Origin of the sequence: Nonomuraea sp. NPDC026600, assembly GCF_040638335.1 — a bacterium.
GTDB lineage: Bacteria > Actinomycetota > Actinomycetes > Streptosporangiales > Streptosporangiaceae > Nonomuraea.
The window spans coordinates 95,953-120,604 of the sequence record NZ_JBEZYD010000031.1; the positions used below are offsets into that span (position 1 = coordinate 95,953).

The following is a 24,652-nucleotide window of genomic DNA, read 5'->3' on the forward strand; positions in this document are numbered from 1 at the left end:
TCGGCGTACTGCTGCCTGGTGGCCTGCCCGCACTTGGCGGCGCGGCTCTGGCGGATGCGGCGGGGCTCATCGGGGCGATACTGATCGCCTCTTTCGACGACATCGTCGATCTCTTCGCGAGGAACGTCTGATGCCTTACCTGACCGCAGCCGTCGTGCTCATCGGTCTGCTTTGCGTGTTGAATCTGCTGCTCACCCTGAGCCTGATCCGCCGGTTGAGGCAGACGAGCGGGGGAGGCGTCCAGCATGCCGGCCCGCCCATCGCGTTGCAGCCTGGCTCGCCCGTCGGCGAGTTCGCCGCCGTGACCGTCGCCGGCGAGCCGGTGTCCCACGATACGGTCGCCGGCCTGGTCGGGTTCTTCTCCGCCGGATGCGAACCCTGCCACAAGCTGCTTCCCAGCTTCACCGAGCGTGCCCGCACCCTCGGACGGGAGAACGTGCTGGCGGTGGTCGCCGGGGACGACGCGGAGGCGGTCGAAGCGCTCGCGCCGGTGGCCCGTGTGATCGTGGAGGACTTCGACGGCCCGGTGGCAGGCGCGTTCCAGAACACCTGGACCCCGGCGCTCTACCTGCTCGGCTCCGATCACCGCGTCGTCGCCACGGGCGGACGCCTGGAGGACCTTTCCGTCGCATCGACGGCATGAGCGACCCGGGGACGAGCCGACAGGCCGGGATCCGGGACTTGGCCTCAGCCGCCGCGGAGGCCATATCGCTGACCTGGCGGTCGGCGCCAGGAGGGGTCAGCGGCTACGTCTTTCTGACACTCGCCGAGGCGGTGGCCCCGATCGCCACCGTATGGCTGACCAAGTCGGTCATCGACCGGCTGGCGACCCCCGACGGCGCGGTCGCGGGCCTCGCGCTCGGGCTGGCCGCGGCTGGTCTGGCCGCCGCCGCGCTCCCGGGGATCGGCCGCTATCTGCGCGCCCAGACCGGGCGCCTCGCCCGAGCCGCCGCGATCGACCGGCTGTTCGCGGCGGCCGAGCGGCAGGTCGGCCTCCGGCGTTTCGAGGATCCGGTGTTCCTCGACCGGCTGCGCCTCGCGCAGGAGGGCGCCGGGAGCACCGGTGACCTCGTCAGCGGAATCTGCGGGAGCCTGAACGGAGTCCTGTCCCTCATCGGCTTCGTGGGCTCCCTTCTGATCCTCAGCCCTGCCATGACCGCCCTGGTACTGCTGGCCGCCGTCCCAGCACTCGTCGCTGAACTGCTGCTGACGCGGAGACGGGCCACCATGCAGTGGGACATCGAGCAGATCCACCGCCGCGAGTTCTTCTACAGTCGGCTGCTCACCGGAGTCCAGGCCGCCACGGAGATCCGGTTGTTCGGCATCGGCGCGTTCCTTCGCGCACGGATGATGGCCGAGCGAGGCAGGGCCGACACCGCCGAAAGCCGGATGGACCGCCGCGAACTGGTCGCTCAGGGTGGCCTGACCACGCTGAGCGCGGCGGTCGCGGGCGTCGGTCTGTGGTGGGCGATCATGGCCGCCCGCGGGGGGTCCCTCAGTATCGGCGACGTCGCCATGTTCGTAGCGGCCGTCGGCGGGGTGCAGGTCGCACTCAACATGCTCGTCTCCTCGATGGCGTCCGTCCACGAGCGGCTCCTCGCCTTCTCGCACTACGTCGCGGTGATCAGGACCGAGCCCGACCTGGCGAGCGTGGACGAGGGCACGGCCCCCGCGCTGCGCCAGGGCATCGAACTGCGGGACGTTTGGTTCCGCTACAGCGACGACCATCCATGGGTGCTACGCGGGGTCGATCTGACGATTCAGCACGGCTGTACGGTCGCCCTCGTGGGATTGAACGGCGCGGGCAAGAGCACCCTCATCAGGTTGCTGTGCAGGATGTACGACCCGACGCGCGGCCAGATCCTGTGGGACGGTGTGGATCTGCGGGACATCCCGCCCGTCGATCTTCGCGAGCGGATCAGTGCCGTGTTCCAGGACCACATGAATTACGATCTGTCCGCCACCGAGAACATCGGACTCGGCGACCTGCCCGCCCTGGACGACCTGGCCCGGATCAAGGAGGCGGGCGTCCGCGCGGGCGTGCACGAGACGCTCTCGGGGCTGCCGCGAGGCTACGACACGCTGCTCACCCGCATCTTCTTCTCCGAGGCCGACAAGGGCGATCCGGAGACGGGAGTGGTGCTGTCCGGCGGACAGTGGCAACGCCTCGCGCTGGCCAGGGCCCTCGTCCGCGACGGCAGAGACCTGATGATCCTCGACGAGCCCAGCTCCGGCCTGGACCCGGAGGCCGAGCACGAGGTCCACACCGGCATCCGGGAGTATCGGGCGGGTCGTACGAGCCTGCTGATCTCCCACCGGCTCAGCGCCGTACGGGATGCCGACCTCATCGCCGTGCTCTACGACGGGCGGATCGCCGAACAGGGACCGCATGAGGCGCTGCTCGCCGCGGACGGACACTATGCCCGTCTGTTCCGGCTCCAGGCCTCGGGATATCAGGAGGTGCGATGACGGCAGGCAATCTGCTCCTGCCGGCAGCCGGCTTGCTGACATTGGGAATGTCGCTGTGGTGGATCCGCCGGCGGTACCTGGTCGCCACTGTCAGCGGGCCCAGCATGGAACCCACCCTGCGTTCCGGGGACAGACTGCTCGTCCGCAGGACAAGGCGAGTCCGCGCCGGCCAGATCGTGGTCGTCAGGATCCCGAATCCTCCACCGCTGGACGGCTTGCCGCCGGGTATCGAACCCGGCGACGAGGACAAGGTGCCGGAGAGATGGGATCCTGGCTGGCACTTGCTCGTCAAGCGGGCGGTCGCGGTGGCCGGCGAACCTGTGCCGAGACAGGCATTCCCTGTGCTCCGCGACGTACCCGAGACCGTCGTGCCTCCTCGCGCCCTGGTCGTGCTGGGCGACAACCCGGACACCAGCTGGGATTCCCGGGAATTCGGCTTCGTGCGGGGCGACCAGTTCATCGGCGTCATGACGCGCCGCCTGCCATCGCGTTGACCCAATGCGTTCGGCTGGTCTACTTGGGACGGCGCTGGATTGCCGCAAAACTGCCACTAGGGAGCAGCCACCACGGGTGGCATGACTTCGATGATGCGCGCTGTTCCGGCGGGTGGCCGCACCTCGTGCATAGTGATCACGTCGCCCGGCTTGAGATGCTGCCAGTGCTCGGGTCTCAGGGGAAGTAGCCTCACCGGTGCGCATGCGCCCGGCTCCAAACGGCCGTAGCCCTCGGCCCAGAGTAAGGCGATGCTGAGCAACGGTTCACCCTCAGACGTGAGGCGGCCGATGTCCCACAGTGGCCGCAGCACTCCGCGGGGAAGCACGGGTCCCTTCCGTCCGCCGTCCTCGGTACGCATCAGACAAAGTTCAGCCCGGAGGGCACCGCTACGGGCTTCACTACTCCGCCACGCATACCAGTCCGCGTCCCTCTTGAGCCACATCAGGCGAGCAGCGTCGGCCAGCAAACTCCAGAATTCGGGTGGCTGCGGATACACGTCGCCTAAATCTTCGAGAAGAAGGAGCGCTGCTTCCCAGTCGTCGCCTTCCAGGTACTCCAAGACGCGGACAGCGGCCTTCTCGCTACGGGTGTCGGCGAGACAGAGCCGGGCAGCCTTGAGAAGCGCGGAGCCCTGGAAATCCACGGTCTGATTGTGGCAGCTTCTCCCGAAGGGGCATTTCTCGGGACGATCGCCCCTGGCGCCCCGCTCAAGTAGGAGCCGTGGTACGTCACCGCTGCCAATCGGCCGGAGAACCTGGCCCGCGCCTTCGATCTAGCGATGGAACTCGAAACATCCCCCTCGGCGACGAGATCAACGTCAACCGGCCTAACCGCATCTCCATCTGCGGCCCGAAGCTCTTTCCCGTCGTACGTGAGCTTCGGCACGTGATCTGAAGCCCTGTCAATCGCACTCACGAGGAACCCGGGTGGTTTCCGAGACCGCAGGCCACCAGGTGGGTCCACGGTCACAAGGACATCCAGCAGTAGAGCAGCTGGCCGTTTTCTCTCGCTCGACGTGCCAGGCCGACGAGGTCCGTGATGAGGGACAGCGTGTACCCGTCGTCATCGTTGGTGAAGTTCGAGAACTCCTCGATGGCTGCCCATTGCTCTGCCAGAGTCGGCAGGCATGCGTGGTCGACGTCGGCGAGCACGTCGCGTACGTCCACCGGCAGTTCCACGATGCCTGGCCCTTCCATGTAAGGAGAGTCCTCCGGCAGGGCATCCCACTCCTCGGCATTTCGCGGGGCGCCCTCTGGAGGCGGGTACAAATCCACGGTCTCGACCAGGCCCACAGAAAAATCCACTTCGCCGGCAAACGCTACGAGCTGCCCCAGGATCACTTCAGGGTCGATCCATTTGGTCTCCACCACATCGAACTCCGGAACCCCACGAGTTGCGTCGGAGATCACACGGGAATGCTCCGGCTGGACAGCCGCCGCGGCACGGTCCGCGGCGCGGTAGTACTCATAGAAGACACCCACGCAAGTGCTCCTGCCCTGGTCCTTGCCAGCATGGTCAACTTCTCGGCAGACGGACACGTTAGTGCATGTGACCGACGTTCCCGCGAAGTGACGACTCGGTCCAGGTGAGCGCACCGTCCATGGCCAGAACAGGCCCTTCATCAGCGGAAACGCGGAGCGGGCCTTTCTCGATGATCGCCCGTGGGTGCCCGTGGTTCCTCCTGCCGTGGCGTCTGGCACGGGGATCACCGGTCGCCTCACCGTGCGGACGCACGCACCGCTCCCGCCGGCTCTTCCTGTCCGGCCCGTCAGGGGAGCGGTTCTCGGTCTGGCCGGCTCGTCCTGGGCGACGGCGACGGGAAGAGCTGGTCAGCATCAGCTACTGACAACGCAATGCTTGTCGCGATCATCTTCGAATCAGGTCGACGCCCCTGCGCGGTCCTGCGTCTCCGCTTGTCGGGCGTGCGGTCTTCCCGAAAAGCAGCCCGCAGAGCAGGGCCGTGACCATGAAGCCGGCCACCACGGGGACCGCTATCAGGGTGTAGAACGCGAGGTTCTCGTTGGCCACCCAGGAGTCGTAGCTCGGCTGAAGCCAGAAGATCGCCAGCATGGCAAGGGGTGACACGAGCCCAACGGCCGGCCAGTGGGGCAGGCGGGTCAGTAGCGCGGCCACCATGCTGAGCGGGAAGGGCGCCAGCGCGAACGCCATTGCCAACTTGAGCTCGGAATCGGAGTCGGAAGTCGGCCAATGGAGGAGGAGCAGCAGTGCCGCCGCCACTGCGGACCCTGCCAAGGCCGACCTCAATAAGAGATGCACAAAGCGATTGTCGCGGATCAAGGGTGGACAGGTCGATGCCCGGGAAGCTGCCCTGCTGATGCTCGACGATCACCGAGGGCGGAGTCCAGACGACGATCTTTCCGATCAGGCATCCTGGAGCATCGTGACCGCACCAGCCTTCGCCTGTGCGATCGCGCTCCCGATCCCATCGGTCACATAGGTCACCAGCGGACTGACGATGGCCCTACTGCACCGCGAATCTCAAGATCTCTGAATGTAGTACTCGGCCCCCGGGAAGATCGAGTTCGGAAGTATCGCCCTTGGCGAGATCATCCGAGGTGCGATGGATAGCGGGCCGTCTCGAGGTCCTCGGTGGAAGCGGCATCCTCCCGAGAGAGCGCGTTCTTGTTATCCGCGACATTCCACCAAAACAAGGGTGGCGATATTCACCGTCGCCGCGCTCCCACTGCTGCTCGTTCTGGGACCCGCTGCCGTCTACTCCGCCGCCCTGGCCGGCGGCCGGCGCTGCTCGCACCGCGCCGGCCGCCGTCTCGACATCGCTCTAGACCTGAGCTAGGGCCTCGGTGTGGTAGCCGCCTTTGCGGAGGCGGCGACCCTCGACAGGAAGGTGATGTTGGCAGGATGCGCGTGTCAGGCGCGTGTCCACCGCTGGTTGGCGCCGCCGGAGCAGTCCCAGATCTGCAGCCGGGTGCCGTTGGCCGAGCTGGCGCCGGTCGCGTCGAGGCACTTGTTGGCCTGGGGGTTGACTATCTGGCCGGTGCCGGAGTTGTAGGTCCATCCTTGAGCACCGCTGCCATTGCAGTCGTAGAGCTGCACCTGTGCGCCGTTGGCCGTGGAGCCGCCGCTGACGTCCATGCACTTGCCGAGCGCGCGCACCGAGCCGTCGCTGTTCCACGTCCAGCTCTGGGCGGCGGTGGAGTTGCAGTCGTAGAGCTGGATGGCTGTGCCGTTGGCGGTGTCGGCACTTGCCACGTCGACGCACTTGCCGCCGATGCCGGTGATCTGGCCACCGGAGCCGCTGGTGGGCGGGGCATAAACGCGGACGTAGTCGACGGTCAGGGTCTGCGGGAAGGTAGTGGAGCTGTCAGGGTAGCCGGGCCAGTACCCGCCGACCGCCACGTTCATGATCATGAAGAATGGGTGGTCGAAGACCCAGCGGTTGCCGCTGAGGCTGGCCGGCGTCCGGCGCTGGTATTCGACGCCGTCGACGTACCAGATGATCAGGTTCGGGGACCAGTCGACGGCGAAGGTGTGGAACGCGTCGGCGAACGCGCCGGCGATCGAGTATGGGGCGCCGATGCCTGCGGAGCCGGAGTAACCGGGGCCGTGGATGGTGCCGTGAACGGTGCTGGGTTCGCGGCCGATGTTCTCCATGATGTCGACCTCGCCGCTGTTGGGCCAGCCGACTGACCCGATGTCGTTGCCGAGCATCCAGAAGGCGGGCCAGATGCCCTGGCCACGGGGCAGTTTCATGCGCGCCTCGAACCGCCCATAGGCCCGGGTGAAGGTGGCGGAGGTGAGCAGGCGGGCGGAGGTGTACTGGCAGGTGCCGTAGTGGCACTGGTAGTTGGACGGGTTCTCCCGGCGGGCGGTGATCGCCAGGTTGCCGGCGCCGTCCATGGCGGCGTTCCGGGTGCTGTTGGTGTAGTACTGCTGCTCGTTGTTGCCCCAGCCGCTGCCGCCGATGTCGAAGCGCCACTTCGACTGGTCGACGGCGCTGCCGGCGGATCCGTTGAACTCATCGGACCAGACCAGCGGGCCGGGAGCGGGGGCGGCGTTGGCGGTGCCGGTCATCGGGACGAGCATCCCGATGACGGTGGCGAGAGCGGCACCGATGGCGAGCAACGTTCTGGAACGGGGGGTGCGGTCCATACGAGTTACCTCACCGGATTCACGGATGTGACTTTACCGAAACCTTCCAGCAATATCAGCTACGGTGTCAAGAGAGCGCTCTCTAGAATTAGATGCCATATAAGGCCGCGATTACTGCGGTGCAAGGCGTCGGGTCTCGGCCGACTGCCGTCGCATGAGGAGCCTCCCGTGTTCGGCCACACCTGCCGCGACAGCGGTCGGCTGGTGAGTGACTGCCGCGGCGGGGCCAGGACTGGGCTTGCGGGCATCCACGGCGTGGGGTCGTCTGCCACCGGCAGGGGGAGCACCACTCCGGGGCGGCCCAGGGGTCGGTTGTCTTGCCCTCGGCTTTGACGCCGGCCGGGTTGTCCGAGCGGATCGCGCCGCTGTTCACTTGGCCCGAGCCGCGCTCCACTTTCCCCGACCTGCCGGCGGCCCGATCGAGCGCACAGAGGACTGGAAGCAGTGGAAGTCCATCCTCAAGCAGGCAGGCGTACGAGACGCCAGAGTCCACAACGCCCGGCACACCGCAGCGACCATGCTGGTCGAGCAAGGCGTAAATATCCGGGTGGTTCAGGAGATCCTCGGCCACACCCGAGTCACGACCACAGAGCGCTACACCCACGTAGCAACGATGCAGAGAGCGACGCCAGCGACCGCATGGGCAAGGCGCTCCGGGGCCCTGGCTGAGAGCCAACTGCAACCCCGAGCCCCACAGAGATCGAAGAAGGCCCTTCGACAGAATCTTGGAAGGGCCTTCGACGTGCGGAGGATCGGGGATTTGAACCCCGGATGGTGTTGCCATCAAACCGCATTAGCAGCCCTGATCTTGTTGCCCCGATTGGTTCAACCTGGACCAACGGATGGGGTCGGTCTCTCCGGAACGGGTGCGAACGAAGCCGGATTGCAACTAGAAATGCGACTCGGGTCCCGTGGAGCTGTTTCTTGGATCACGCGGGAGCGCCATCACATGCCGGGGCAGCCGTCGGCCTTTCTCACGTTCTCCACCAGGTCGGCGGGCATCGGTGAGGAGAAGACGCCGATCGTGGCCTTGCCGGGCATGGTGAGGGAGCCACCCTGGACGTACCAGGAGTCGGGGACTGAGGAGGCCTGCTTGAAGTCCAACGCGCGCCGGGGATCGGCCACCGTGAACCCCTCGATGGCGATGCCGCGCTCCTTGAGCAGCGCTCGCACCTCGGCCACGGTCTTGTTGAGGTGGGGGACACAGTGCAGAGGCTCACCGAGAGCGGAGATGGAGGTGGTCGACTGGAAGCTCTCGCCCGGCTTGGCTTCGCGCCCCAGCGTGATGTACGCCGATCCGGCGTAGCCCACGGGAACCTTGAGTCCGATCGGGCAGCCGCCCATCTTGTCGCACGGTCCAGACTGATCAATTGTCTTGATCCGGTCATCCACCTTTTTGCCGTTGGTGGCCAGGACGTGGCCGACGAGCCCGGGAGTGGCCGGGATGACCCGGAGCGAGAGGTCCAGGCCGACCGCCCTGAGCTGCGCCTCGTAGTTCTCCGGATCGGCGTAGATGTCCTTCACCTGGACGACGTAGTAACCGTCCTCCTGCTTGATGTCCAGCGCGGCCACCGGTCGCGGGCCGAAGCCGGGCAGCCCCGTCGTCCAGCCCAGGACGGTCACCGTGGCAACGATCACTGCGGCGGCAGGCAGCGCGATCCGCCAGCTCAACCTGCGGCGGCGGCGGGCGGGTGCGAGGGTGGGCGTGGGCTCGGTGTCCATGATCGCATTCATCAGGTCCCGCGCACCCGGCACCAGACCTGGGCCCGGGTCGGGAGCGATTGCCGAGACAATGTGGTGAAGATCGTTCGTCATGTGCACTCCTTGGCAAGGGTGACGGCGCGGGTGCCGTACTTGGTGAGATCAAGTTCGGCGGCGGCCAGCTCTGCGGCCAGCCTCTTGCGGGCGCGGTGCAGGCGGATGCGTACGGCGCCGCGGGAGCATCCCAGCACCTTCGCGATCTCGGCGTTGCTGAGCCCCTCCCAGCCGACCAGTGACAGCAGTTCCCTGTCGTCGCCCGACAGCCGCGAGAATGCCTCGCGGGCCTCGTCGTGCGGCTGGTCGATAACGGATTCCGCCCAGAGAATCAGATTCTCCCGAAGGCGTACGGCCAGTGCGTTCCGCCGGGACTCCGCGCGATGGTGGTTGGCAAGGACGCGTCTGGCCACGCCGTACAACCACAGCCTGGCCTCGTCACCTGCGGGCAGGTCGGCGAGCCTTCGCCAGGCGGTCAGGAATGTTTCGGCGATCAAATCCGCGATCTCGTCCGGTGAGGAGGCGCGGCGGGTCACGTAGCTGGAAACGGCTTGATAGTGCGCCAGGTAGATCTCTTCGAAACGCTGCCTGGCTTCTGGCGGTCCCACGTAGCTGTTCCTTCCGACAGTTGGTGTCATCAGTGGAAATGTCCGGACCTGGGAGAGCGTTTCAGGCGTGTCGCGGTATCCGGCATCGGTCACCACCACGAAGCCGTCAGGGTCCAGGTGGTGAGCTCACCGAAGAAGCGGCTCGCGTCCTCCCAGCAAGATCTTCCAGAGCTGCGCAATCTCGGAGCGCCGCAACGGAGTGACGCCATACCCTTACCGCGAGCCATCCCTGCGCTTGGCCGAAGGCTCCCCCTCTGACCATTCGGGTACCAGCTCTCGCTCCCAAGAAAGGGACGACACACATGAGCGCTCTTGTGGGGATGAAGACCGGCATCGCTCTGCTCGAAGACCCCCGCTACCCGGGGGATGCCGCCGCTGCGGGCGCCCTCTTCGACCGCATCGCAACCCGCATAGCACGGGAGCACAACATCCCGAAGGACACGGCAGGCCGCGCGCTCGGACAGGCGATCATCTTCGTCACAGTGGCCGCGCAGGACACGTCCCGGGCCCTGTCACCGTCACCGGAGGTCGACAAGGCGTGGGATACGTTCTTCCTCTACAGCGTCGAGTACCACCACCACTGCGCGCGGTACGGGCGGTTCGTCCACCACACCCCAAACGACAACCCGGAGGTCCTGGCATCGGATCTGCGGCGCTTCTATAGCCCCGCCGAAACCGCTGACCTACTCCGGCGCGAGGGCTACCTCGTGGAAGATGCCCTGTGGCCGCGCGATGCCATTGCCGCGTCCAAGGCCAACTGCACCGCGTGCTACACCGGTGATCATGTGAGCGACGGCGACGACGACATCTAGCCGCGACGTCCCTGACATCGCTTCCCCAAGCAGCGCCGACGATTACGTCGGCGCGCTGCTGCTTTCTGCGGGCATGTAGCGGGAAGGGGGGCGTGATGGTGTCGATCCGGAAGCGGCCACGAAAGTGACGGCGTGCTCGGTGGCAGGCGACCGTACGGCTGCCCGACGGGTCGCGGCACAGTCGAACGTTCGACTTGCGAGAGGACGCGCGTTACTGGGCGCGCGGACCGACTTCGAGATCAAGACGGGGGTGTGGGTGGACCCTCGACCGGATTGCTCGCCAGCGGCTCCGTGGGTGGACGAGGTGATCCACGGGATTCTCCAGAATGCATGATCGCCAGGGGAACGGTCCGGCAATGGTCCGGCAACGCCCTCTAGGAGATCGAAAAGCCCTCTTCCGAAAATTCGGAAGAGGGCTTTCACCTGCGGAGGATCGGGGATTTGAACCCCGGATGGTGTTGCCACCAAACCGCATTAGCAGTGCGGCGCCATAGACCTGACTAGGCGAATCCTCCTGGTAGCCACGCGGCTCAGGACAGCGTACCGGCCTTCTGCCAAGGCAGCAAAGTCGTTCCCCATCCCGGTCTGTCCAAAGGTTATCCACCGCCTGTGAATAACTCCCTGTGGACAACGCGTCAGACAGCAAGCCCGCCCCAAGACGTGCAGGGACGGGCTCAGCGTGGAGGTCCGGCGCAAGGACCCGTCGAGCGGGTCCGGCGCGCGGAGCTCAAGGTCAAAGGGGTTACGCGGCCGGGTTGGCCTCGCCCTCGATCTCGATCTTGATCTTCTTGCCCACCAGGACGCCGCCCGTCTCCAGGGCCTGGTTCCAGGTCAGCCCGAACTCCTCGCGGTCGATCTCGGCGGTGATGGAGAAGCCCCATACCGCCTGGCCCCACGGGTTCGTGCCGGCGCCGCCGTACTCGACCGTGAGCTCGACCGGCTTGGTGATGTCGCGGATGGTCAGGTCGCCGACGACGGTGAACTCGTCGCCCGAGTGGCTCACCACGCGGGTGCTCTTGAAGGTGAGCTCCGGGAACTTCTCGGCCGACAGGAAGTCGTCGCTGCGCAGGTGGCCGTCACGGTCGGCGACGCCGGTGGTGAGGCTCTCGGTCTTGATCGTGAGCTCGGCGGACGACTCGAGCGGGTTCTCGGCGACCGACACGGAGCCGGTGAAGTCGCCGAAGCTGCCGCGCACCTTGCTGACCATCATGTGCTTGACGACAAAACCGATGCTGGTGTGGGCGGCGTCCAGGTTGTAGGTGCCGGCGGCGGGGACGGTCAGGCCTTCCCAGGTGCGGGTGGTCATGGGGTTCTCCTCAGAAGGGGTTAGGTGCTTGCTGTGCGGATGTTTGCGGCAACAAATGTCTACACGAGGAATATTCCTCGCGTCAACTATCGTCCGTTACAGTATGAACGTGGTCAACATTGACGACCCCCGGTTGACGGCCATGGGCCTGCTCCAGGAGGTTCACGCAGGTCTTACGGCCCGGCTGCAGCCAGTGTTCGGTGCTGCTGGGCTGTCCGACATCGATTTTGAGACGCTGCTGCGGTTGGGGCGCTCTCCCCGGCAGAGCTTGCGGATGAGCGATCTGGCCGCGCAGACGGGACTGTCCACGAGCGGCGTGACCAGAGTCGTCGACCGGCTCGAACGCGACAGCCTGGTCGCCAGGGTGGCCTGCACCACCGATCGGCGAGCGTCCTACGCCACGCTCACCGACGCCGGTCGGGAGAAGCTCGAAACGGTGCTGCCCCGCCACCTCGACGACATCGACACGTGCCTGACCGGTCTGCTCGGCGCGGAGGAGCTGGAAGTCTTCCTGGCCACCCTCCGCAGGATCCGGGATGTCGTACGGCCCTGCGCTACGGTGGGGGCTGTTGAGGAGGAATGCCCAGCTCAGCCCTGAGCTTGGCCATGGCGCGCGACATCGTGCTCTTGACCGTGCCCAGGGTGATGCCCAGCGTTCTGGCGATCTCCGGCTCCGTCATGTCCTCGTAGAAGCGCAGCACGATCGCGGCCCGCATCCGGTCGGGCAGTCGCCGCAATGCAAGCTCCAGGAGTTCGTGCAGGTCACCGCAGGCTTCGGGCTCGAGGGCGACCTCCGGAAGGTCCTCTGACGGGTACTCCTCCAGTCGACGCCGCCGCCACTGCGAGATGTTGATGTTGACCATCGCCCGCCGTACATATCCGTCGAGCGCGGCTCTGTCCTGGATGCGGTCCCATGCGAGGTACGTCTTGGTCAGCGCGTTCTGCAGCAGATCCTCCGCGTCCAGCGGATGCCCGGTGAGCTGGTGGGCGGTGCGCAGCAGGGCGGGCCCGCGCGCAACGACGTACTCGCGGAACTCCTCTTCCCACCTGAAGGTCTGCATCGTGGCCAGAATCGCAGCCAAAGGCCGAGATCGGGCGTAACCGGAATTCAGGATTCGGCCCGCCGACGATAAAGGTAGGTCAAGGTCGGTGGCGGTTTGTACGTCGCCGGGGGTCAACTCCTGTCCTGAGGGGTGCGTATTTTGCTCTCTATGCACGGGTGCGGCGAAGCAGCCCTTGTAGTCGTGTGACCCTATTAGTGCGACTAGGGAGGGACTGATGGGGTATCCGAGCGTGGAACGCCGCCGGATGCTCGCGGCTGCGGCACTGGGCCGGGAAGTCGGCGCCCCAGGTCCCGAGCAAGGCGATCCGCTGCGCGCGGTCATGGGGGACATCCGCGACATCAGCCCGCACCTGGTCATCATCGAGACCCCCGAGGGCGACGAAGAGCGGCTCGTCATCGCGCCATGGGCCACCGCCTGGCACGGCGGCGAAACGGTGCCGGGCGATCTGCCCGTGGGCTCGACGGTCATCATGCGCACGCTGCGCGACGGCCGGGTGGTCGAGCGGCTCTGGGCCGGCATCACGCGGCTGACCGGGACCATCCTGTCCGTCGAGGGACGCAAGGACGTGACGGTCCAGCTCGACTGCGGGCCGCACCGGGGCCGCCGGACGATCGTCGTCCCGTACCGCGCGACCGGCCGCATCCTGGTACGCCATGCGCGGTTCGAGCCGGGGTTCCTGTTCGACGCGATCGGTATCAGAAAGGGCGGGGCGAGTCTGGCCCTGCTGCCCGCGACCTCGCAGCCCGCCTATCCGGCGCGGGCCGTGCCCGCTCCGCCGCCCGCCTACGCGGGCCTGCAGTCACGCATCTCCGGGACCGCGACCTGGTCCGACGTCTTCGACGAGGAGGATCGGGGGGCCGCCTATCCCATGGTGGAGCGCTCCGACGTGGGCTGCCCGGACGCCGAGGTGTCGTGCGTGGGCCTGCCGTACCTGGCCATCGGGTCGATGCTGCAGGTGCGGAACGCCTGTACCGATCGATCCGCTAACGTGCCGATCGTGGCGTGTGGTTGCGTGGCTGGGCGCTTCTGCGACCGATGCGTCGAGTGCGATACCTCTCCCCGCGGGCGGATCGTCGAGCTGTCGCCTTTCTCGTACGTGGAGCTGGGCGGCGACCTGGCTAAAGGGTGCTTCAACGCGCAGATCGGATTGGGGTGACGATAGTGCTGGCATCGCAGCTGCCTGCTCTGATCGTGCTGCTCGTCTTAGGGGCGGTGGCGAAGGTGTTCACCGTGCGCTCGGGCGGGGAGATGGGCTCGCTGGCCCGGCTGGGGCCCGCGGCGCTGGTGCCCGCTCGCGTCGAGGTTCCGACGCTGATCGTCTGTGCCATCGGTGAGCTGGTGATCGCGACGGGCCTGTTGGTGAGTACAGCCCCGATCTTCAGGTGGATGGCGGTCGCGTTCTTCGCCATGTGTACGTACGTGCTGCTGGAGGTACGCAGGCGGCGGCCCGACGTGGGATGCGGATGCTTCGGCGAGGTGAGCGGGGCACCCGTCGGGCTGCGCTCGGTCGCCAGGACCATGGTGCTCACCGGGATGGCCGTGCTGTCGCTATGGGCCGAGGAGCCCGGCTGGCTCGTCTTCGCGCAGCCGTCGTGGTTCGTGGCCGTCGGGATGGTCGTGCTCCTCGTACTGTCGCCCGAGCTTGAGGAGATGGCGGATCGGCTGCGTTATCGGGCGCCGTGTGAGCAGCGCCCGGGCCCGGCCGTGGAGGTCACGCTGGCCAGGCTCCGGTCGAGCGGCCCCTGGCGCCAGCATCAGGAGCAACTCACCGGGGCGGAGCCGTACGACAGTTGGCGCGAGCTGTGCTGGCGCTTCTTCGCCTTCGAGCGGCGGGATGGGGCCGACGTCGTGTTCGCGGTCTATCTCAGCGGGCGGCGCCCGGCCGTACGGGTGGCCGTGGTCAACGCGGAGGACAGCGGCGCTATGCCGATCTATACGCCCGTATCGGCCTGACGCTAGACAGCGCTATAGAACCCTCGAAAGAGGATATGACTCTATTGGGCTATCTAGCTTCCCCACTAGACAGCCCAATAGAGGACTAGGGGTGTCGCCTAGATCGGTTGGGCACGCAGGAACCTCCCGAAATGCGGCACGGTGAACGCGATCAGGCCGCGCTCAGCGCTGTAGATGAGCCCCTTCTTGATGAGGCTGTCGCGGGCCGGTGACAGGCTGGACGGCTTGCGCCCCAGCGCGTCGGCCACGTCGGCGGTGGCGACCGGCTCGTCGCCGATCTGCGCCATGGCGTGCATGTAGTCGCGCTCCGCCGGGGTGGCTCGCTCGTAGCGGCTGCCGAAGAAGCCCACCGCGAGCTCCTCCTCGGCCTCGGGCGCGGACACCTTGACGTCGTCGAGGGTGATCGGGCTGCGCGGCGCCAGATCCCAGGCAACTTTCCCGTACGCCTGGACGAAGTAGGGATAACCGTCGGCCGCCTCATAAAGGGCGTCGAGGGCGTCCTGCGTGAACTCGACCTCTTCCTCCCGCGCCGGCAGCATCAGCGCGAGGTCGGCCGCCTCGCGGTCGAGCTTGTCGATGCGGGCGTAGCGGAAGAGCCGCTCGGAGTAGCTCTTGCTGGCCGACAGCACGCTCGGCAGGTGGGGCAGGCCCGCGCCGACCACGATCAGCGGCCCGCCGGACTGCGACAGCTCGTGGCAGGCGGCGCAGAGCGCCGAGACGTCGGCGGGCTGCACGTCCTGCATCTCGTCGATGAACAGCGCGATGCCGACGCCCAGGTCGGTGGCCACGCTCGCGGCATCGACGAACAGCTCGGTGAGGTCGATCTCGAGGTCGCCGGAGTCGGCGCGGCCACGGCTGGCCGGCACCTCGATGCCGGGCGACCAGTGCGAGGTGCCCTTGGCGGCGGCCGGGTCACGCATCGCGAACGCCTTGAGCACGCCCAGGAACTGCTCGATGCGCTCCGGCGCGCGATGCCGGGGAGCCAGCTCGCGGATCGCCATGTGCAGCGCGGCCGAGACGGGACGGCGGATCGACTGGTCGGGCCGGGCCTCGATCTTGCCCGTGCCCCACAGCCGCTGCATCGCCATGGACTTGAACGTGTTGAGGAGCACGGTCTTGCCGACGCCGCGCAGGCCGGTGACGACCATGCTGCGCTCGGGACGGCCGCGGGCCACCCGCTCCAGCACGACCTCGAACTGCTGCAGCTCGCGGTCGCGCCCGGCGAGCTCCGGCGGACGCTGTCCGGCTCCGGGGGCGTAAGGATTGCGCACGGGGTCCACGCTCTCGGACTTTATTGCGGGATATAGCGGCCGTCTTAGATTTGGGAAGAAAGCGCTACGGCGTGTCCGAGCAGGGGCCGTCGCGAGTATCGTCATCGGACACACCCCCTCCCACCAGGCCGAACCCTTGTTCGAGTCGGTACCGAGAACTGTAGCGCGCACTCGAACACGTGCGCGATGGTTTCGAGTAAAGATCTTTGCAACAGAGCGGGCGGCTCGTGCGTCCCGGTGATGTGGAGTTCGAGGAATTCGTCCGGGCCAGGGGTTCGGCTCTGATCAGATACGGCTACGTGCTCACCGGCAACGCCGAGGACGCCGCGGATCTGGTCCAGGAGTCGCTGCTCAAGCTGAGCGACACCTGGAGCCGGGTCCGCAACAAGGACAGTCCCGAGGCGTACGTCCGCACGACCATGGCCCGTCAGCACGTCAGCTGGTGGCGCAGGCGGCGCAGGGAGCACCTGACCGACGACGTCCCCGAAGGCATCTACCACGACACGCATTCCTTCGGCGAGCTCTGGAAGGAGCTCGCGACGCTGCCCAGGAAGCAGCGGACCGTGCTGGTCCTGCGGTATTACGAGGACCTGCCGGATGAGGAGATCGCCGCGATCCTCGGCATCTCACGGGGAACTGTGCGCAGCCAGGCATTCCGGGCGCTCGCCACGCTCCGGGTCCGGCCCGCTGTGCTGGAAAGGGGACGGACATGAGGACAGAGGACGAACTGAGCGGCGCGCTGCGCGACGCGGCGGACCAGGCTCCCGAGCTCGACCTGATCGCCGGGGTCGGCGCGCGCAGGCGGCGGCGGACCAGGCGGCGCGCGCAACTGCTCGCGGCGGCCGCGGTGGTCGGGGTGGTGAGCACGAGTACGGTCGTCGCCCGGGGGGCCTTCTCCAGCGGGGGCGGAGAAGAGGCGGCCGCCACGTCGACCACGACCAGGCCCCAGCCTGAGAAGACCATAACTGTGACTCCGAGGCCGCAGACCCAGGCCAAGGGGACGCCGGTCGCGAAACTCTGGCCGCAGACCCTGTTTCAGATGCCCGCGAAGAACGCCGACGGCTGGCGTTACCGGCCGATCACCGGCATCAGCGCCACCGAGGTACTGCTCAACGCGGAGTCCTCGTTCGAGAAGGCCGGCAAGATCGAGGTGTACGACACCAAGACCGGTAAGTCCCGGGTGGTGACGGAGGTCCCGGCGACCCCAGGACTGAAGCGGAACTTCATGCAATCCGCCTCGGCCGATGGCACGAACGTCGTCTGGTACTCCACCGCGTCGAAGTCCGGGACCGCGATCGCCGAACTCTGGTGGGCCCCGCTTTCCGGTGGCAAGGCCAAGCTGGCCTTCACGTTGACCGGCGGCGACGCGGCGGTCGAGGCAGTCGGGGCGGACGGCGAGAACATCGTCTGGTCGACGCGGAAGGGCGGCGTGTACCGGGTGCCGTTCACCGGCGGCACTCCCGATCGCGTGCCGAAGGCCGGCGGGCTGCACCTGATCAGCTGGCCGTGGGCGGGCGATGTCGGTGACATGTTCAGGGAGCCTGACCGCAACCAGTCCAAGGTCGTCAACTTGGCCGACGGGACTGTGACCAAGGTCGTGATCAAAGACGGTACCAAGAACCTGCGATGCGGACCGACCTGGTGCCAGGGCCGCCTGAACGGCACCGCGTTCGCTCAGCGCCTCGACGGCACCGGGACGGTCCGGCTGGCGGGGCACGGATTCCTCGGGCAACTCAGGCCGTATCCCATCCTCGACCGCTTCTTGTCATTGGGCGACTCCATATTCGACCTCAACGCCGGCAAGATGGCGCACATTGAGCGGCCCAATAACTGGAGCGGTGTCGGTACCTCGTCGGAGCCCAGCACGATCCTCTACTGGGGCACTACCAAGGGGGACAAACCCGCCAAGTATTGGGTCCTCAACTTGGCAGCCGTCCCGCCCGCGCAATAGCGTTCGGAGCCATGCGGACCTTCGCGAACGTACAGGAACTCAAGGCGGCCGTCGGCGAGAAGTTCGGCCCGACCGAGTGGCGCACGATCACTCAGGAACAGGTCAATCTCTTCGCCGACGCCACAGACGACCACCAGTGGATCCACGTCGACGTGGAGAGGGCCAAGGAAGGGCCGTTCGGGGGCACGATCGCGCATGGCTACCTGAGCCTGTCGCTGCTGCCGTCGTTCATGTTCGAGCTGGTGCGCGTCGAGGGCATCCAGATGGGCGTCAACTACGGCCTGAACAAGGTGCGTTTTCCCAGGCCGGTGCCGGTCGGCGCGCGGGTCAGGGCGCTGGGTGAGCTGAGCGACGTCAAGGGCACGCCCGCCGGCTACCTGTCCAACCTGAAGATGACGATCGAGATCGAGGGCGAGAAGCGCCCCGCCTGCATCGCCGAGACACTCAGCCTGTACATCCCCGAGGGGTTCACCACAGGGAATTGATGATCGCCGCCGCCGCGACGAGCGCCAGTAGCCCGAGATAGGCCAGTACGAGCCGGGTGTCCTTGAGCACGCACTTGCTCTGGGTCAGCCCGGCCCGGCGCGCCTTCCAGTACCCGGCGAACCCGAGGACCGCGAACCCCAGCACCGCCCACGGCCCCAGCAGCCAGGCCAGCAGCGCGACGGTCGCGTACACGCACAACCGGAGCGGATCCTTCACGTGATCACCTTGAGCTGAGGTCTGGAGGCCACCGCCGACAGCCGTTGCTCCGACAGCTGCGGCCAGGCCTGCACCGCGCAGAACGGCGCACACTGGTCCTGCTCGGCGCGCGTCCCGACGTGCACGCAGCACTGCGTGAGCCGCTCCTCGATCATGGTCGAGATGTCCATGAACGGCTTGACCGTCACCCGCACCACCCGCTCGCCGAGCAGTTTGCGAAGCTTCTTCCGCCTGCCGGGCAGCGCCGAAGAGGCCAGCGTGAGCAGCGTGGACACGCCGAGGTCGCAGTTCTCGCAGATGTCCCGCCACAGGTCGCCGATCTGCGGGTGCGACAGTGACGACTGCTCCGACAGCAGTCCGAGCAGCGATTCCTGTACGGCCAGCCGCAGCTCGCGGGGGATCTCGGTGTCGGCGATGCGGTTGGAGACCAGACCCAGGTTCGCCTTGAGCCGGTCGTGGCCGATCAGCGCGACCAGCGAACGCCACTGCTGCGAGTCGTCGCGGATCAGGTAGCCGACCGAGCAGCAGTGCGGGTGCGAGCAGGGCAGCGCGGTGAGGTCGCGCCAGGTCACCAGGCCGTCGGTCTGCGGGCCGAGCCGCTTGAGCACACCGGTGTGGGTGAGGCGGTCCATCGGGTCGATCGGTCCAGATCTGCCCGAGCCGAACTGCGGCTGCAACGACACACCGCCGACGAACGGCGTGTCGAGCGCCAGCCGTACGACGTCGCCGATCTCCCCGTCGTTGACGCCGAGCGCGGCGGTCATCACCAGCGTGGTGAAGATCTCCCGCTCCGACAGCCGTTGTACGGCCTGCGCCTTGAGGTGCCGCAGGTCGCCGCCCCGGTGATGTTTGGACGCCTCGGCCGAGCTGCCGTCGTACTGGAGGTAGACCTCCACCCGCTCGCGGTGCTCGGTGAGGAGGTCGAGCAGGGCGTCGTCCCTGGCGATGAGGACGCCGTTGGTGTTGATCAGGATGCGGGTGACGGGCCGCTGGTGGAGCTCGGCGAGCAACTGGGCGAGCTCGGGGTGGAGGGTGGGCTCGCCGCCGCTCAGCATGAGGACGTCGAGTCTGCCGTTCTCGCGGGCTAGGCGCTGGTCGACGTTCGCCAGGATGTCGGTGATGGGGACGATGCCGGTCAGGTCGGGGGAGCTGTCGGCGAAGCAGGTGGGGCAGCGCAGGTTGCAGGCTTCGGCGATGTCTTCGAGCAGGATGCAGGTGTGCTGGGTCTGCATCTCGGGGAGGCCTTGGAGATAGGCGGCGGGGACCGGCTGGAAGTTGCCGGTCATATCCGGCATGTGTTGCTTTGTGGGGGCGGTCCATTCCTCCAGATATGTCAGGATTTCTGGGTCTTCGTCATAGAGAGTCCTGACTAGGCCGTGTTCGCGGCAGCCGCGCTCCAGCCACACGCGCTCGTCGCGGACGGCCAGGTAGCCGCTCAGCCGTTCGACCCGCTCCAGGTCCTGGCCGTGGCAGTGGGGGCAGAAGGCATTGACGTACCTGAGGATGCGGTCACCCCGCAGACCCATTCCGGCGCTCATGTCATGACCTTCCGCTTGAAGAGGGGATCGTAGTGGCCGCGCCGCCAGCCGTACCGCAGCCTCAGGGCGAGCAGCAGCAGGCCAGGGATCAGGAACCACTGCGGCCTGGTGAGATCGAGCCAGACGGTCTCGTTCGCGCGGGTGAACTCGACGAGGAAGCGGAAGACGGCGTACGCGGCCAGGTACAGCGTGAACAGCTCACCCGGCTCGGTGAGCCGCCTGCGCGCCCAGAGCAGTGCGGCGAACACGGCGAGCTGAAAGATGATCTCGTAGATGAACGACGGGTGCATGGCCTGCCCGGTCAGGCAGCCGGGGCACTCGGGCGTCGTCGGGGGAGCGTGTACGCCCCAGGGCAGCTCGGTCGGGCGGCCCGGCGCCTCGGTCAGATGGCAGCCGATCCGGCCCACCGCCATGCCCAGCGCCACCGCCGGGGCGAACAGGTCGCCGGTGCGCTGCTTGTAGCCGATGATCCTCTTGGCGATCAGTACGCCTAGGTAGGCGCCGGTCAAGCCGCCGAGAATGCTCCGCGAGCCGTACAGCCAGAGGTCGGACAGGTTCAGCGTCTCCAGCCAGCCCGCCAGCCGCATCCCGATCGCGCCGCCGACCAGGGCGCCGGTCACGGTCACCAGCGACTGCTCGTTCAGCGCGCCGCGGCGGCGGGCCTCGTGTACGAAGACCACGGACGCGACCAGTACCCCCAGGCCGACGAAGATCTCGTGGAGGGGCATGTCAGGTGTACAGGTCCGGGCTGATGCCGGTGCAGATCCCGGCGGACAGGATCGACCACAGCGCCCAGCCGATCAGGAACCCCAGGCCCAGGCCGGTGGCCCATGGTTTGCGCAGGAACTGGAGACCAGCTCCGGCGGCCAGGCCGAGGAGGGCGAGGAAGATCGTGCAGGAGATGATGATGGGGTGGTTCGGACCGTTCTGGTCCAGGGTGCTGATGAAGATCAGGATGCCTAGGATGGCGTTGACGATGCTGTAGGCGACCAGGCCGGCGAACGCCAGCCCGATGATCAGCCCAATGGACTTGCCGGTGGGCTTGCCGGTGGACTTTCCTGTGGGCGGCGGCCCTCCGTCGCTCCCGTCCTCTAGCGTCGGGGCGTTTCCTCCCAGTGGTGGCGCCCCCTCGTTGTGGCCATCCGATGTCGGCACAGTCATGGGTACATGCCCGGATTCAGCCCCGTGCAGTAGCCGGCCGTGACGATCGAGGCGAGCGCCCACCCGATCATCAACCCCAGCCCCAACCCCAACATCCACGGCTTACGCAGCACCACAAGCACGATCCCCGCACCGAGCCCGACCACAGCCAGGAACCCTGCGCCCACCCCGATCGCCACCGCCGACCCCGCGCTCAAGGCGATGATTCCGACGATCACATTGAGAACCCAGTACCCAAAGGCCCCGGCGAACGCCAAGCCAACGATCAAGCCCGTCGGCCGCGGCGGCTGGGGAGGCTGGGGAGGCGGTGGCCTGGTCACGACCTTCAGACTAGCGGGGGCCTTCCGAGTAATAAATCGCCGCTTGCACCCGGCTTTTGAGACCCAGCTTGTTCAACACCCGGCTCACATGCGTCTTCGTGGTCGCCTCAGCCATGTCGAGCTCCCTGGCGATCTCGGCATTGGACAGCCCGCGACCGACGCAGGCCAGCACCTCCTGCTCACGCGGCGTCAACCCCTCTACCTGCTGCTCCTTACGCACCGGCTGCTCGGCGAAGGCCGCGATCAACCGCCGCGTGACCGTAGGCGAGATCAGCCCATCACCCCCGGCCACCAGCCGTACCGCCGCGATCAGCGAATCCGCGTCGGTGTTCTTCACCAGAAACCCCACCGCCCCCGCCCGCAACGCCCCGAACACATACTCATCCACATCGAACGTCGTCAAAATCAACACATCGGCCACCCCAGCGAGCTCCCTGGTCGCCGAGATGCCGTCGAGCTTCGGCATCCGCACATCCATCAACACCACGTCAGGCCGGGTCTCGCGAGCCAATTCCACCGCCTGCTCACCATCGGCCGCCTCCCCGACGACTTCGATGTCCGGAGCCCCACCGAGAATCAGCACCAGCCCAGCCCTGACGGCTGCATGATCGTCCGCGACCAGCACCTTGATCGTCATCTCACCACCACGTCGTTCCCTCCTTACCGTCCATGCGTTCATGGACCTTTTCCCCAGAGCCCTTCGGTGTGGGCAGCGTGGCCCTGACCCGCCACGAACCCCCGTCCGCCCCACTCTCGAACGACCCCCCGACCAGCGCGGCCCGTTCCCTCATCCCGACGATCCCCGCCCCCGCGCCGGGCAGCCGAGCCGTACGTTCATCCACAGGGTTATCCACAGCCACCGTGACCTGTCCCGGCTCATAGACGATCTCGACCGCAACCGGCCGCCCGCCATGCTTGAGCGCATTGGTCAGCGCCTCCTGCAAGATCCGATATCCAGCCAGATCGACCGCCGGAGACAGCTCCCGCGCCTCCCCCTCAACACGTAGATCAGCCGTCATCCCCGCCCGCCGCGACCGCTCGACCAGACTCTCGGCGTCGGCCAGCCGCGGCCGGGTGGCCTCGGGCTCATCCCCTTCCTGCCGCAACAGCCCGATCATGTCCCGCATCTCGGCCAGTCCTTTCAGGCTGTTCTCCCGAACGGACTCCATGATCTTCCGTACGGTCGCCGCATCCAGATCCCTGCGCGACAGCGCGCCCGTCGACTGGATGGCGATCGCGCTGAAGTGGTTGGCGATCATGTCATGCAGCTCCCGGGCCATCCGCGTACGCTCCGTCGCGATGGCCGCCTGCCGGTCGAACTCGGCCAGGCGCGCCACCTGCTCGGCCCTGGCACGTTCGACCACGGCCTGGTCACGGTGCTGGCGTAACAGCATCGCCGTGGTCACCGGCGTGACCAGCACGAGCCCCGCCTGAATCCCGATCACCGCCAGCAGCCGCCAGTCACGTGCCACCACCCCCGTCACGGCCCCGGCCAACACCGCCAGCACAGTCGCGATCCCGAGCAGCCACCGCGAGAACCGCGCCGGCCCGTACAACGCCGCCGCATACACGTTGTCCGTAAATATCAGGACAGTCGGCAACGACGGCCCCACGAACAGATCGACGCCGATCCCCACGGCCCCCAAGCCCAGCCCCACCAGCGGCGCACGCTGCCGTACCAGAACCCCCGAACACACGAACGCCAGCGGCACCACGAGCCACCCCATGGGCACCCCGACACGTGTGTAGGCTCCACCCACGATCAGGAGCAGGCCCACGACGAAGGCCAGCCCGGCCCACGACGCCTCGCGTTTCATGCTCCCCATCCCACCACCGTCCGGCCCCGGTTCCCTCCTCCGCGGGTCCGCCTGTGGATAAACACTTCGATGTATCCACAGGCTCGTCTTCACTGACGATGCGCCGCGCAGAAGAGTCGAAAAGGATGGGATGCGTGATTGTCGCCATCCTGATCGGCTGCGAAGTCGGCTTCTGGCTCCTGCTCGGACTCGGCCTCGCCAGCCGCTATCTCTGGAACCGCCGCCGGCTCAGCACCGCCCTCCTCATCTGCGTACCGCTCCTGGACGTGATCCTCCTGGCGGCAGCCGTCATAGACATGCGCGGCGGCGCCACGGCCGACCTGAGGCACGGCCTGGCGGCCGCGTACCTGGCGTACTCCATCGTCTTCGGCCACCGCACGATCCGCTGGGCCGACGCCAAGTTCCGCCACCGCTTCGCCGACGGCCCACCTCCCTGGAAACCACCCGAGGGCGGCATGGCCCGCACCCGCTACGAGTGGGGCTTCTGGCTCCGCATGGTCCTCGCGTACGCCATAGCCTGCGCTCTTCTGCTCGGCCTGGTCTGGCTCGTCAACGAACCGTCCCGCACGGCCGCACTGATCGATTTCATGTCCGGCATGCTGAAGGTGCCGCTGATCGCCCTGCTCTGGCCCCTGAGCTACACCCTTTGGCCGAAGAAGGTGGGGTCTACTGGGACGTGATGGCGGTATCTGGTTCGAGGCACGGCTCTGGACCCGCTATGCTGGTCACGCAGCGAGCGGCCGTAGCTCAATGGATAGAGCATCTGACTACGGATCAGAAGGTTGGGGTTTCGAGTACCTCCGGCCGCACACAGCATCACCAGGGAGTTCCTTGATCTCAAGGGGCTCCCTGCGTCGTTTCCAGGGGTCGACTGTAGCAACGGCTGTAGCGACGCCGTTTCGTTCACTGAGGTTCGCCTCCGTCCGTAGTTGCCTCTTCGCTTCGTTGATGTCGGGCGATGTACTCGTCCACAGCCTTCGAGATGAGCCACGATCGGCTCCGATCCTCTCGCTCGCCGATGGCGTCGAGCCCCGCCTTCTGTTCGTCCGTCAGCCGGACGGTGGTCGGCTTGTTCGACACGACTACATTGTAATACGGATGACTACATTCGACTACACCTGTTCCAGATAGGCCGCGAGTGCTGGGATTGACCGCAGCCGTGTAGGGCTTCTCTTCGTGTTCCTGCACTTCAGCGGGTGTGTGTAGGGCTGTGTAGGGTCTACCTGTTCCACCTACGCGCCTATACATACAGAGCCAATACCTGGATCCCTACACGCCCCTACACTTCCGCAGGTCAGC

General features: G+C 66.9%; 29 protein-coding genes, 2 tRNA genes and 1 pseudogene. 14 read left to right on the plus strand and 18 right to left on the minus strand.

The window, feature by feature from the left end:
- Nucleotides 1-130: 130 nt before the first annotated feature.
- From AB0F17_RS47245 to AB0F17_RS47255, 3 genes are read left to right on the plus strand one after another with little or no spacing between them, the layout of a single operon-like run.
- Complete coding sequence (locus AB0F17_RS47245; RefSeq protein WP_358037378.1) at nt 131-643, plus strand: hypothetical protein; 513 nt, start codon at nt 131-133, stop codon at nt 641-643.
- Nucleotides 640-2,469 (plus strand): ABC transporter ATP-binding protein, encoded by a 1,830-nt coding sequence (locus AB0F17_RS47250; protein ID WP_358037381.1) that lies wholly within the window; start codon nt 640-642, stop codon nt 2,467-2,469. Before AB0F17_RS47245 ends, AB0F17_RS47250 begins: the two co-directional genes overlap by 4 nt.
- A complete protein-coding gene (locus AB0F17_RS47255; RefSeq protein WP_358037384.1) occupies nt 2,466-2,963 on the plus strand; it encodes a S26 family signal peptidase in 498 nt (165 codons plus the stop codon). The genes AB0F17_RS47250 and AB0F17_RS47255 overlap by 4 nt, the downstream gene beginning before the upstream one ends.
- 56 nt (nt 2,964-3,019) lie before the next feature.
- On the opposite strand, the gene AB0F17_RS47260 is transcribed toward AB0F17_RS47255, so the two are convergent.
- The 3 genes from AB0F17_RS47260 to AB0F17_RS47270 all read right to left on the minus strand — a co-directional run bounded on the left by AB0F17_RS47260 (nt 3,020) and on the right by AB0F17_RS47270 (nt 5,217).
- The gene (locus AB0F17_RS47260; protein WP_358037386.1) at nt 3,020-3,607 is read right to left on the minus strand and encodes a hypothetical protein; all 588 of its coding nucleotides are present in this window, start codon (nt 3,605-3,607) and stop codon (nt 3,020-3,022) included.
- Nucleotides 3,608-3,929: 322 nt separating this feature from the next.
- Nucleotides 3,930-4,445 (minus strand): hypothetical protein, encoded by a 516-nt coding sequence (locus tag AB0F17_RS47265; RefSeq protein ID WP_358037389.1) that lies wholly within the window; start codon nt 4,443-4,445, stop codon nt 3,930-3,932.
- 385 nt (nt 4,446-4,830) lie between these two features.
- Complete coding sequence (locus tag AB0F17_RS47270; RefSeq protein WP_358037393.1) at nt 4,831-5,217, minus strand: hypothetical protein; 387 nt, start codon at nt 5,215-5,217, stop codon at nt 4,831-4,833.
- A gap of 421 nt (nt 5,218-5,638) precedes the next feature.
- Here AB0F17_RS47270 and AB0F17_RS47275 point away from each other — a divergent pair, with 421 nt between their 5' ends.
- Nucleotides 5,639-5,779, plus strand: coding sequence for a hypothetical protein (locus AB0F17_RS47275; RefSeq protein WP_358037395.1), 141 nt, complete (start codon nt 5,639-5,641; stop codon nt 5,777-5,779).
- Nucleotides 5,780-5,853: 74 nt separating this feature from the next.
- On the opposite strand, the gene AB0F17_RS47280 is transcribed toward AB0F17_RS47275, so the two are convergent.
- On the minus strand, nt 5,854-7,095 hold the full coding sequence (locus AB0F17_RS47280; RefSeq protein ID WP_358037398.1) for a family 16 glycosylhydrolase: 1,242 nt from the start codon (nt 7,093-7,095) through the stop codon (nt 5,854-5,856).
- A gap of 208 nt (nt 7,096-7,303) precedes the next feature.
- Between AB0F17_RS47280 and AB0F17_RS47285 the strand changes: the two are divergent.
- A pseudogene (locus AB0F17_RS47285) lies at nt 7,304-7,693 on the plus strand (tyrosine-type recombinase/integrase); the annotation flags it as partial.
- 347 nt (nt 7,694-8,040) lie between these two features.
- On the opposite strand, the gene AB0F17_RS47290 reads toward AB0F17_RS47285, so the two are convergent.
- Together AB0F17_RS47290 and AB0F17_RS47295 are read right to left on the minus strand one after the other, a co-directional pair.
- Nucleotides 8,041-8,910 (minus strand): hypothetical protein, encoded by an 870-nt coding sequence (locus AB0F17_RS47290; RefSeq protein WP_358037401.1) that lies wholly within the window; start codon nt 8,908-8,910, stop codon nt 8,041-8,043.
- Nucleotides 8,907-9,458, minus strand: a complete 552-nt coding sequence (locus AB0F17_RS47295) for an RNA polymerase sigma factor (RefSeq protein ID WP_358037404.1) — start codon at nt 9,456-9,458, stop codon at nt 8,907-8,909. Before AB0F17_RS47295 ends, AB0F17_RS47290 begins: the two co-directional genes overlap by 4 nt.
- A gap of 302 nt (nt 9,459-9,760) precedes the next feature.
- Between AB0F17_RS47295 and AB0F17_RS47300 the strand changes: the two genes are divergently transcribed.
- Nucleotides 9,761-10,270 carry a hypothetical protein gene (locus AB0F17_RS47300; RefSeq protein ID WP_358037407.1) on the plus strand — a complete coding sequence of 170 codons (510 nt, stop codon included), beginning with the start codon at nt 9,761-9,763 and terminating at the stop codon, nt 10,268-10,270.
- Between the two features lie 426 nt (nt 10,271-10,696).
- Here AB0F17_RS47300 and AB0F17_RS47305 read toward each other — a convergent pair.
- Both AB0F17_RS47305 and AB0F17_RS47310 read right to left on the minus strand, forming a co-directional pair.
- Nucleotides 10,697-10,785, minus strand: a tRNA-Ser gene (locus AB0F17_RS47305).
- A gap of 227 nt (nt 10,786-11,012) precedes the next feature.
- Nucleotides 11,013-11,576, minus strand: a complete 564-nt coding sequence (locus AB0F17_RS47310) for a YceI family protein (RefSeq protein ID WP_358037410.1) — start codon at nt 11,574-11,576, stop codon at nt 11,013-11,015.
- A 103-nt stretch (nt 11,577-11,679) separates the two neighbouring features.
- Between AB0F17_RS47310 and AB0F17_RS47315 the strand changes: the two genes are divergently transcribed.
- Nucleotides 11,680-12,174 carry a MarR family transcriptional regulator gene (locus AB0F17_RS47315; RefSeq protein ID WP_358037413.1) on the plus strand — a complete coding sequence of 165 codons (495 nt, stop codon included), beginning with the start codon at nt 11,680-11,682 and terminating at the stop codon, nt 12,172-12,174.
- Here AB0F17_RS47315 and AB0F17_RS47320 read toward each other — a convergent pair.
- The gene (locus AB0F17_RS47320; RefSeq protein ID WP_358037416.1) at nt 12,131-12,637 is read right to left on the minus strand and encodes a SigE family RNA polymerase sigma factor; all 507 of its coding nucleotides are present in this window, start codon (nt 12,635-12,637) and stop codon (nt 12,131-12,133) included. The two genes, AB0F17_RS47315 and AB0F17_RS47320, sit on opposite strands and share 44 nt — an antisense overlap.
- A gap of 217 nt (nt 12,638-12,854) precedes the next feature.
- Between AB0F17_RS47320 and AB0F17_RS47325 the strand changes: the two genes are divergently transcribed.
- Both AB0F17_RS47325 and AB0F17_RS47330 read left to right on the plus strand, forming a co-directional pair.
- Complete coding sequence (locus tag AB0F17_RS47325; RefSeq protein ID WP_358037419.1) at nt 12,855-13,796, plus strand: hypothetical protein; 942 nt, start codon at nt 12,855-12,857, stop codon at nt 13,794-13,796.
- 5 nt (nt 13,797-13,801) lie between these two features.
- On the plus strand, nt 13,802-14,593 hold the full coding sequence (locus tag AB0F17_RS47330) for a MauE/DoxX family redox-associated membrane protein (protein WP_358037422.1): 792 nt from the start codon (nt 13,802-13,804) through the stop codon (nt 14,591-14,593).
- Nucleotides 14,594-14,691: 98 nt separating this feature from the next.
- Here AB0F17_RS47330 and AB0F17_RS47335 read toward each other — a convergent pair whose 3' ends face one another.
- A complete protein-coding gene (locus AB0F17_RS47335) occupies nt 14,692-15,873 on the minus strand; it encodes an ATP-binding protein (RefSeq protein WP_358037425.1) in 1,182 nt (393 codons plus the stop codon).
- 218 nt (nt 15,874-16,091) lie between these two features.
- Here AB0F17_RS47335 and AB0F17_RS47340 point away from each other — a divergent pair, with 218 nt between their 5' ends.
- Genes AB0F17_RS47340 through AB0F17_RS47350 form a run of 3 tightly spaced genes read left to right on the plus strand, consistent with a single transcriptional unit; the run spans nt 16,092 to nt 18,300 of the window.
- On the plus strand, nt 16,092-16,577 hold the full coding sequence (locus AB0F17_RS47340; RefSeq protein ID WP_358037428.1) for a SigE family RNA polymerase sigma factor: 486 nt from the start codon (nt 16,092-16,094) through the stop codon (nt 16,575-16,577).
- Nucleotides 16,574-17,815 (plus strand): hypothetical protein, encoded by a 1,242-nt coding sequence (locus AB0F17_RS47345; RefSeq protein ID WP_358037431.1) that lies wholly within the window; start codon nt 16,574-16,576, stop codon nt 17,813-17,815. The genes AB0F17_RS47340 and AB0F17_RS47345 overlap by 4 nt, the downstream gene beginning before the upstream one ends.
- An 11-nt stretch (nt 17,816-17,826) precedes the next feature.
- A complete protein-coding gene (locus AB0F17_RS47350; RefSeq protein WP_358037434.1) occupies nt 17,827-18,300 on the plus strand; it encodes a MaoC family dehydratase in 474 nt (157 codons plus the stop codon).
- On the opposite strand, the gene AB0F17_RS47355 is transcribed toward AB0F17_RS47350, so the two are convergent.
- From AB0F17_RS47355 to AB0F17_RS47385, 7 genes are all read right to left on the minus strand, one after another.
- Entirely contained in the window at nt 18,284-18,517 is a 234-nt protein-coding gene (locus tag AB0F17_RS47355) for a hypothetical protein (RefSeq protein WP_358037437.1), read from the minus strand. The two genes, AB0F17_RS47350 and AB0F17_RS47355, sit on opposite strands and share 17 nt — an antisense overlap.
- The gene (locus AB0F17_RS47360; protein WP_358037439.1) at nt 18,514-20,055 is read right to left on the minus strand and encodes a radical SAM protein; all 1,542 of its coding nucleotides are present in this window, start codon (nt 20,053-20,055) and stop codon (nt 18,514-18,516) included. The genes AB0F17_RS47355 and AB0F17_RS47360 overlap by 4 nt, the downstream gene beginning before the upstream one ends.
- The gene (locus AB0F17_RS47365) at nt 20,052-20,783 is read right to left on the minus strand and encodes a prolipoprotein diacylglyceryl transferase family protein (RefSeq protein ID WP_358037442.1); all 732 of its coding nucleotides are present in this window, start codon (nt 20,781-20,783) and stop codon (nt 20,052-20,054) included. The genes AB0F17_RS47360 and AB0F17_RS47365 overlap by 4 nt, the downstream gene beginning before the upstream one ends.
- Before the next feature lies 1 nt (nt 20,784).
- The gene (locus tag AB0F17_RS47370) at nt 20,785-21,216 is read right to left on the minus strand and encodes a hypothetical protein (protein ID WP_358037445.1); all 432 of its coding nucleotides are present in this window, start codon (nt 21,214-21,216) and stop codon (nt 20,785-20,787) included.
- Entirely contained in the window at nt 21,213-21,434 is a 222-nt protein-coding gene (locus AB0F17_RS47375; RefSeq protein ID WP_358037448.1) for a hypothetical protein, read from the minus strand. The genes AB0F17_RS47370 and AB0F17_RS47375 overlap by 4 nt, the downstream gene beginning before the upstream one ends.
- A 112-nt stretch (nt 21,435-21,546) precedes the next feature.
- Nucleotides 21,547-22,173: a response regulator transcription factor gene (locus tag AB0F17_RS47380; RefSeq protein ID WP_358037451.1), complete on the minus strand. Its 627-nt coding sequence runs from the start codon at nt 22,171-22,173 to the stop codon at nt 21,547-21,549.
- Nucleotide 22,174: 1 nt separating this feature from the next.
- A complete protein-coding gene (locus tag AB0F17_RS47385) occupies nt 22,175-23,353 on the minus strand; it encodes a histidine kinase (protein ID WP_358037454.1) in 1,179 nt (392 codons plus the stop codon).
- Between the two features lie 134 nt (nt 23,354-23,487).
- On the opposite strand from AB0F17_RS47385, the gene AB0F17_RS47390 reads away from it, so the two are divergent.
- Together AB0F17_RS47390 and AB0F17_RS47395 are read left to right on the plus strand one after the other, a co-directional pair.
- Nucleotides 23,488-24,033, plus strand: a complete 546-nt coding sequence (locus tag AB0F17_RS47390) for a hypothetical protein (RefSeq protein WP_358037457.1) — start codon at nt 23,488-23,490, stop codon at nt 24,031-24,033.
- 56 nt (nt 24,034-24,089) lie between these two features.
- Nucleotides 24,090-24,162, plus strand: a tRNA-Arg gene (locus tag AB0F17_RS47395).
- Between the two features lie 94 nt (nt 24,163-24,256).
- Here AB0F17_RS47395 and AB0F17_RS47400 read toward each other — a convergent pair.
- On the minus strand, nt 24,257-24,601 hold the full coding sequence (locus AB0F17_RS47400; protein ID WP_358037460.1) for a ribbon-helix-helix domain-containing protein: 345 nt from the start codon (nt 24,599-24,601) through the stop codon (nt 24,257-24,259).
- Nucleotides 24,602-24,652 lie beyond the last annotated feature (51 nt).

Coding starts and splice junctions, on each gene's coding strand:
- AB0F17_RS47245 (WP_358037378.1), top strand. CDS start 131: ATGCCTTACCTGACCGCAGCCGTCGTGCTCATCGGTCTGCTTTGCGTG.
- AB0F17_RS47250 (WP_358037381.1), top strand. CDS start 640: ATGAGCGACCCGGGGACGAGCCGACAGGCCGGGATCCGGGACTTGGCC.
- AB0F17_RS47255 (WP_358037384.1), top strand. CDS start 2,466: ATGACGGCAGGCAATCTGCTCCTGCCGGCAGCCGGCTTGCTGACATTG.
- AB0F17_RS47280 (WP_358037398.1), bottom strand. CDS start 7,095: ATGGACCGCACCCCCCGTTCCAGAACGTTGCTCGCCATCGGTGCCGCT.
- AB0F17_RS47290 (WP_358037401.1), bottom strand. CDS start 8,910: ATGACGAACGATCTTCACCACATTGTCTCGGCAATCGCTCCCGACCCG.
- AB0F17_RS47300 (WP_358037407.1), top strand. CDS start 9,761: ATGAGCGCTCTTGTGGGGATGAAGACCGGCATCGCTCTGCTCGAAGAC.
- AB0F17_RS47310 (WP_358037410.1), bottom strand. CDS start 11,576: ATGACCACCCGCACCTGGGAAGGCCTGACCGTCCCCGCCGCCGGCACC.
- AB0F17_RS47315 (WP_358037413.1), top strand. CDS start 11,680: ATGAACGTGGTCAACATTGACGACCCCCGGTTGACGGCCATGGGCCTG.
- AB0F17_RS47320 (WP_358037416.1), bottom strand. CDS start 12,637: ATGCAGACCTTCAGGTGGGAAGAGGAGTTCCGCGAGTACGTCGTTGCG.
- AB0F17_RS47325 (WP_358037419.1), top strand. CDS start 12,855: ATGGGGTATCCGAGCGTGGAACGCCGCCGGATGCTCGCGGCTGCGGCA.
- AB0F17_RS47345 (WP_358037431.1), top strand. CDS start 16,574: ATGAGGACAGAGGACGAACTGAGCGGCGCGCTGCGCGACGCGGCGGAC.
- AB0F17_RS47350 (WP_358037434.1), top strand. CDS start 17,827: ATGCGGACCTTCGCGAACGTACAGGAACTCAAGGCGGCCGTCGGCGAG.
- AB0F17_RS47360 (WP_358037439.1), bottom strand. CDS start 20,055: ATGAGCGCCGGAATGGGTCTGCGGGGTGACCGCATCCTCAGGTACGTC.
- AB0F17_RS47365 (WP_358037442.1), bottom strand. CDS start 20,783: ATGCCCCTCCACGAGATCTTCGTCGGCCTGGGGGTACTGGTCGCGTCC.
- AB0F17_RS47370 (WP_358037445.1), bottom strand. CDS start 21,216: ATGACTGTGCCGACATCGGATGGCCACAACGAGGGGGCGCCACCACTG.
- AB0F17_RS47380 (WP_358037451.1), bottom strand. CDS start 22,173: ATGACGATCAAGGTGCTGGTCGCGGACGATCATGCAGCCGTCAGGGCT.
- AB0F17_RS47385 (WP_358037454.1), bottom strand. CDS start 23,353: ATGAAACGCGAGGCGTCGTGGGCCGGGCTGGCCTTCGTCGTGGGCCTG.
- AB0F17_RS47400 (WP_358037460.1), bottom strand. CDS start 24,601: ATGTATAGGCGCGTAGGTGGAACAGGTAGACCCTACACAGCCCTACAC.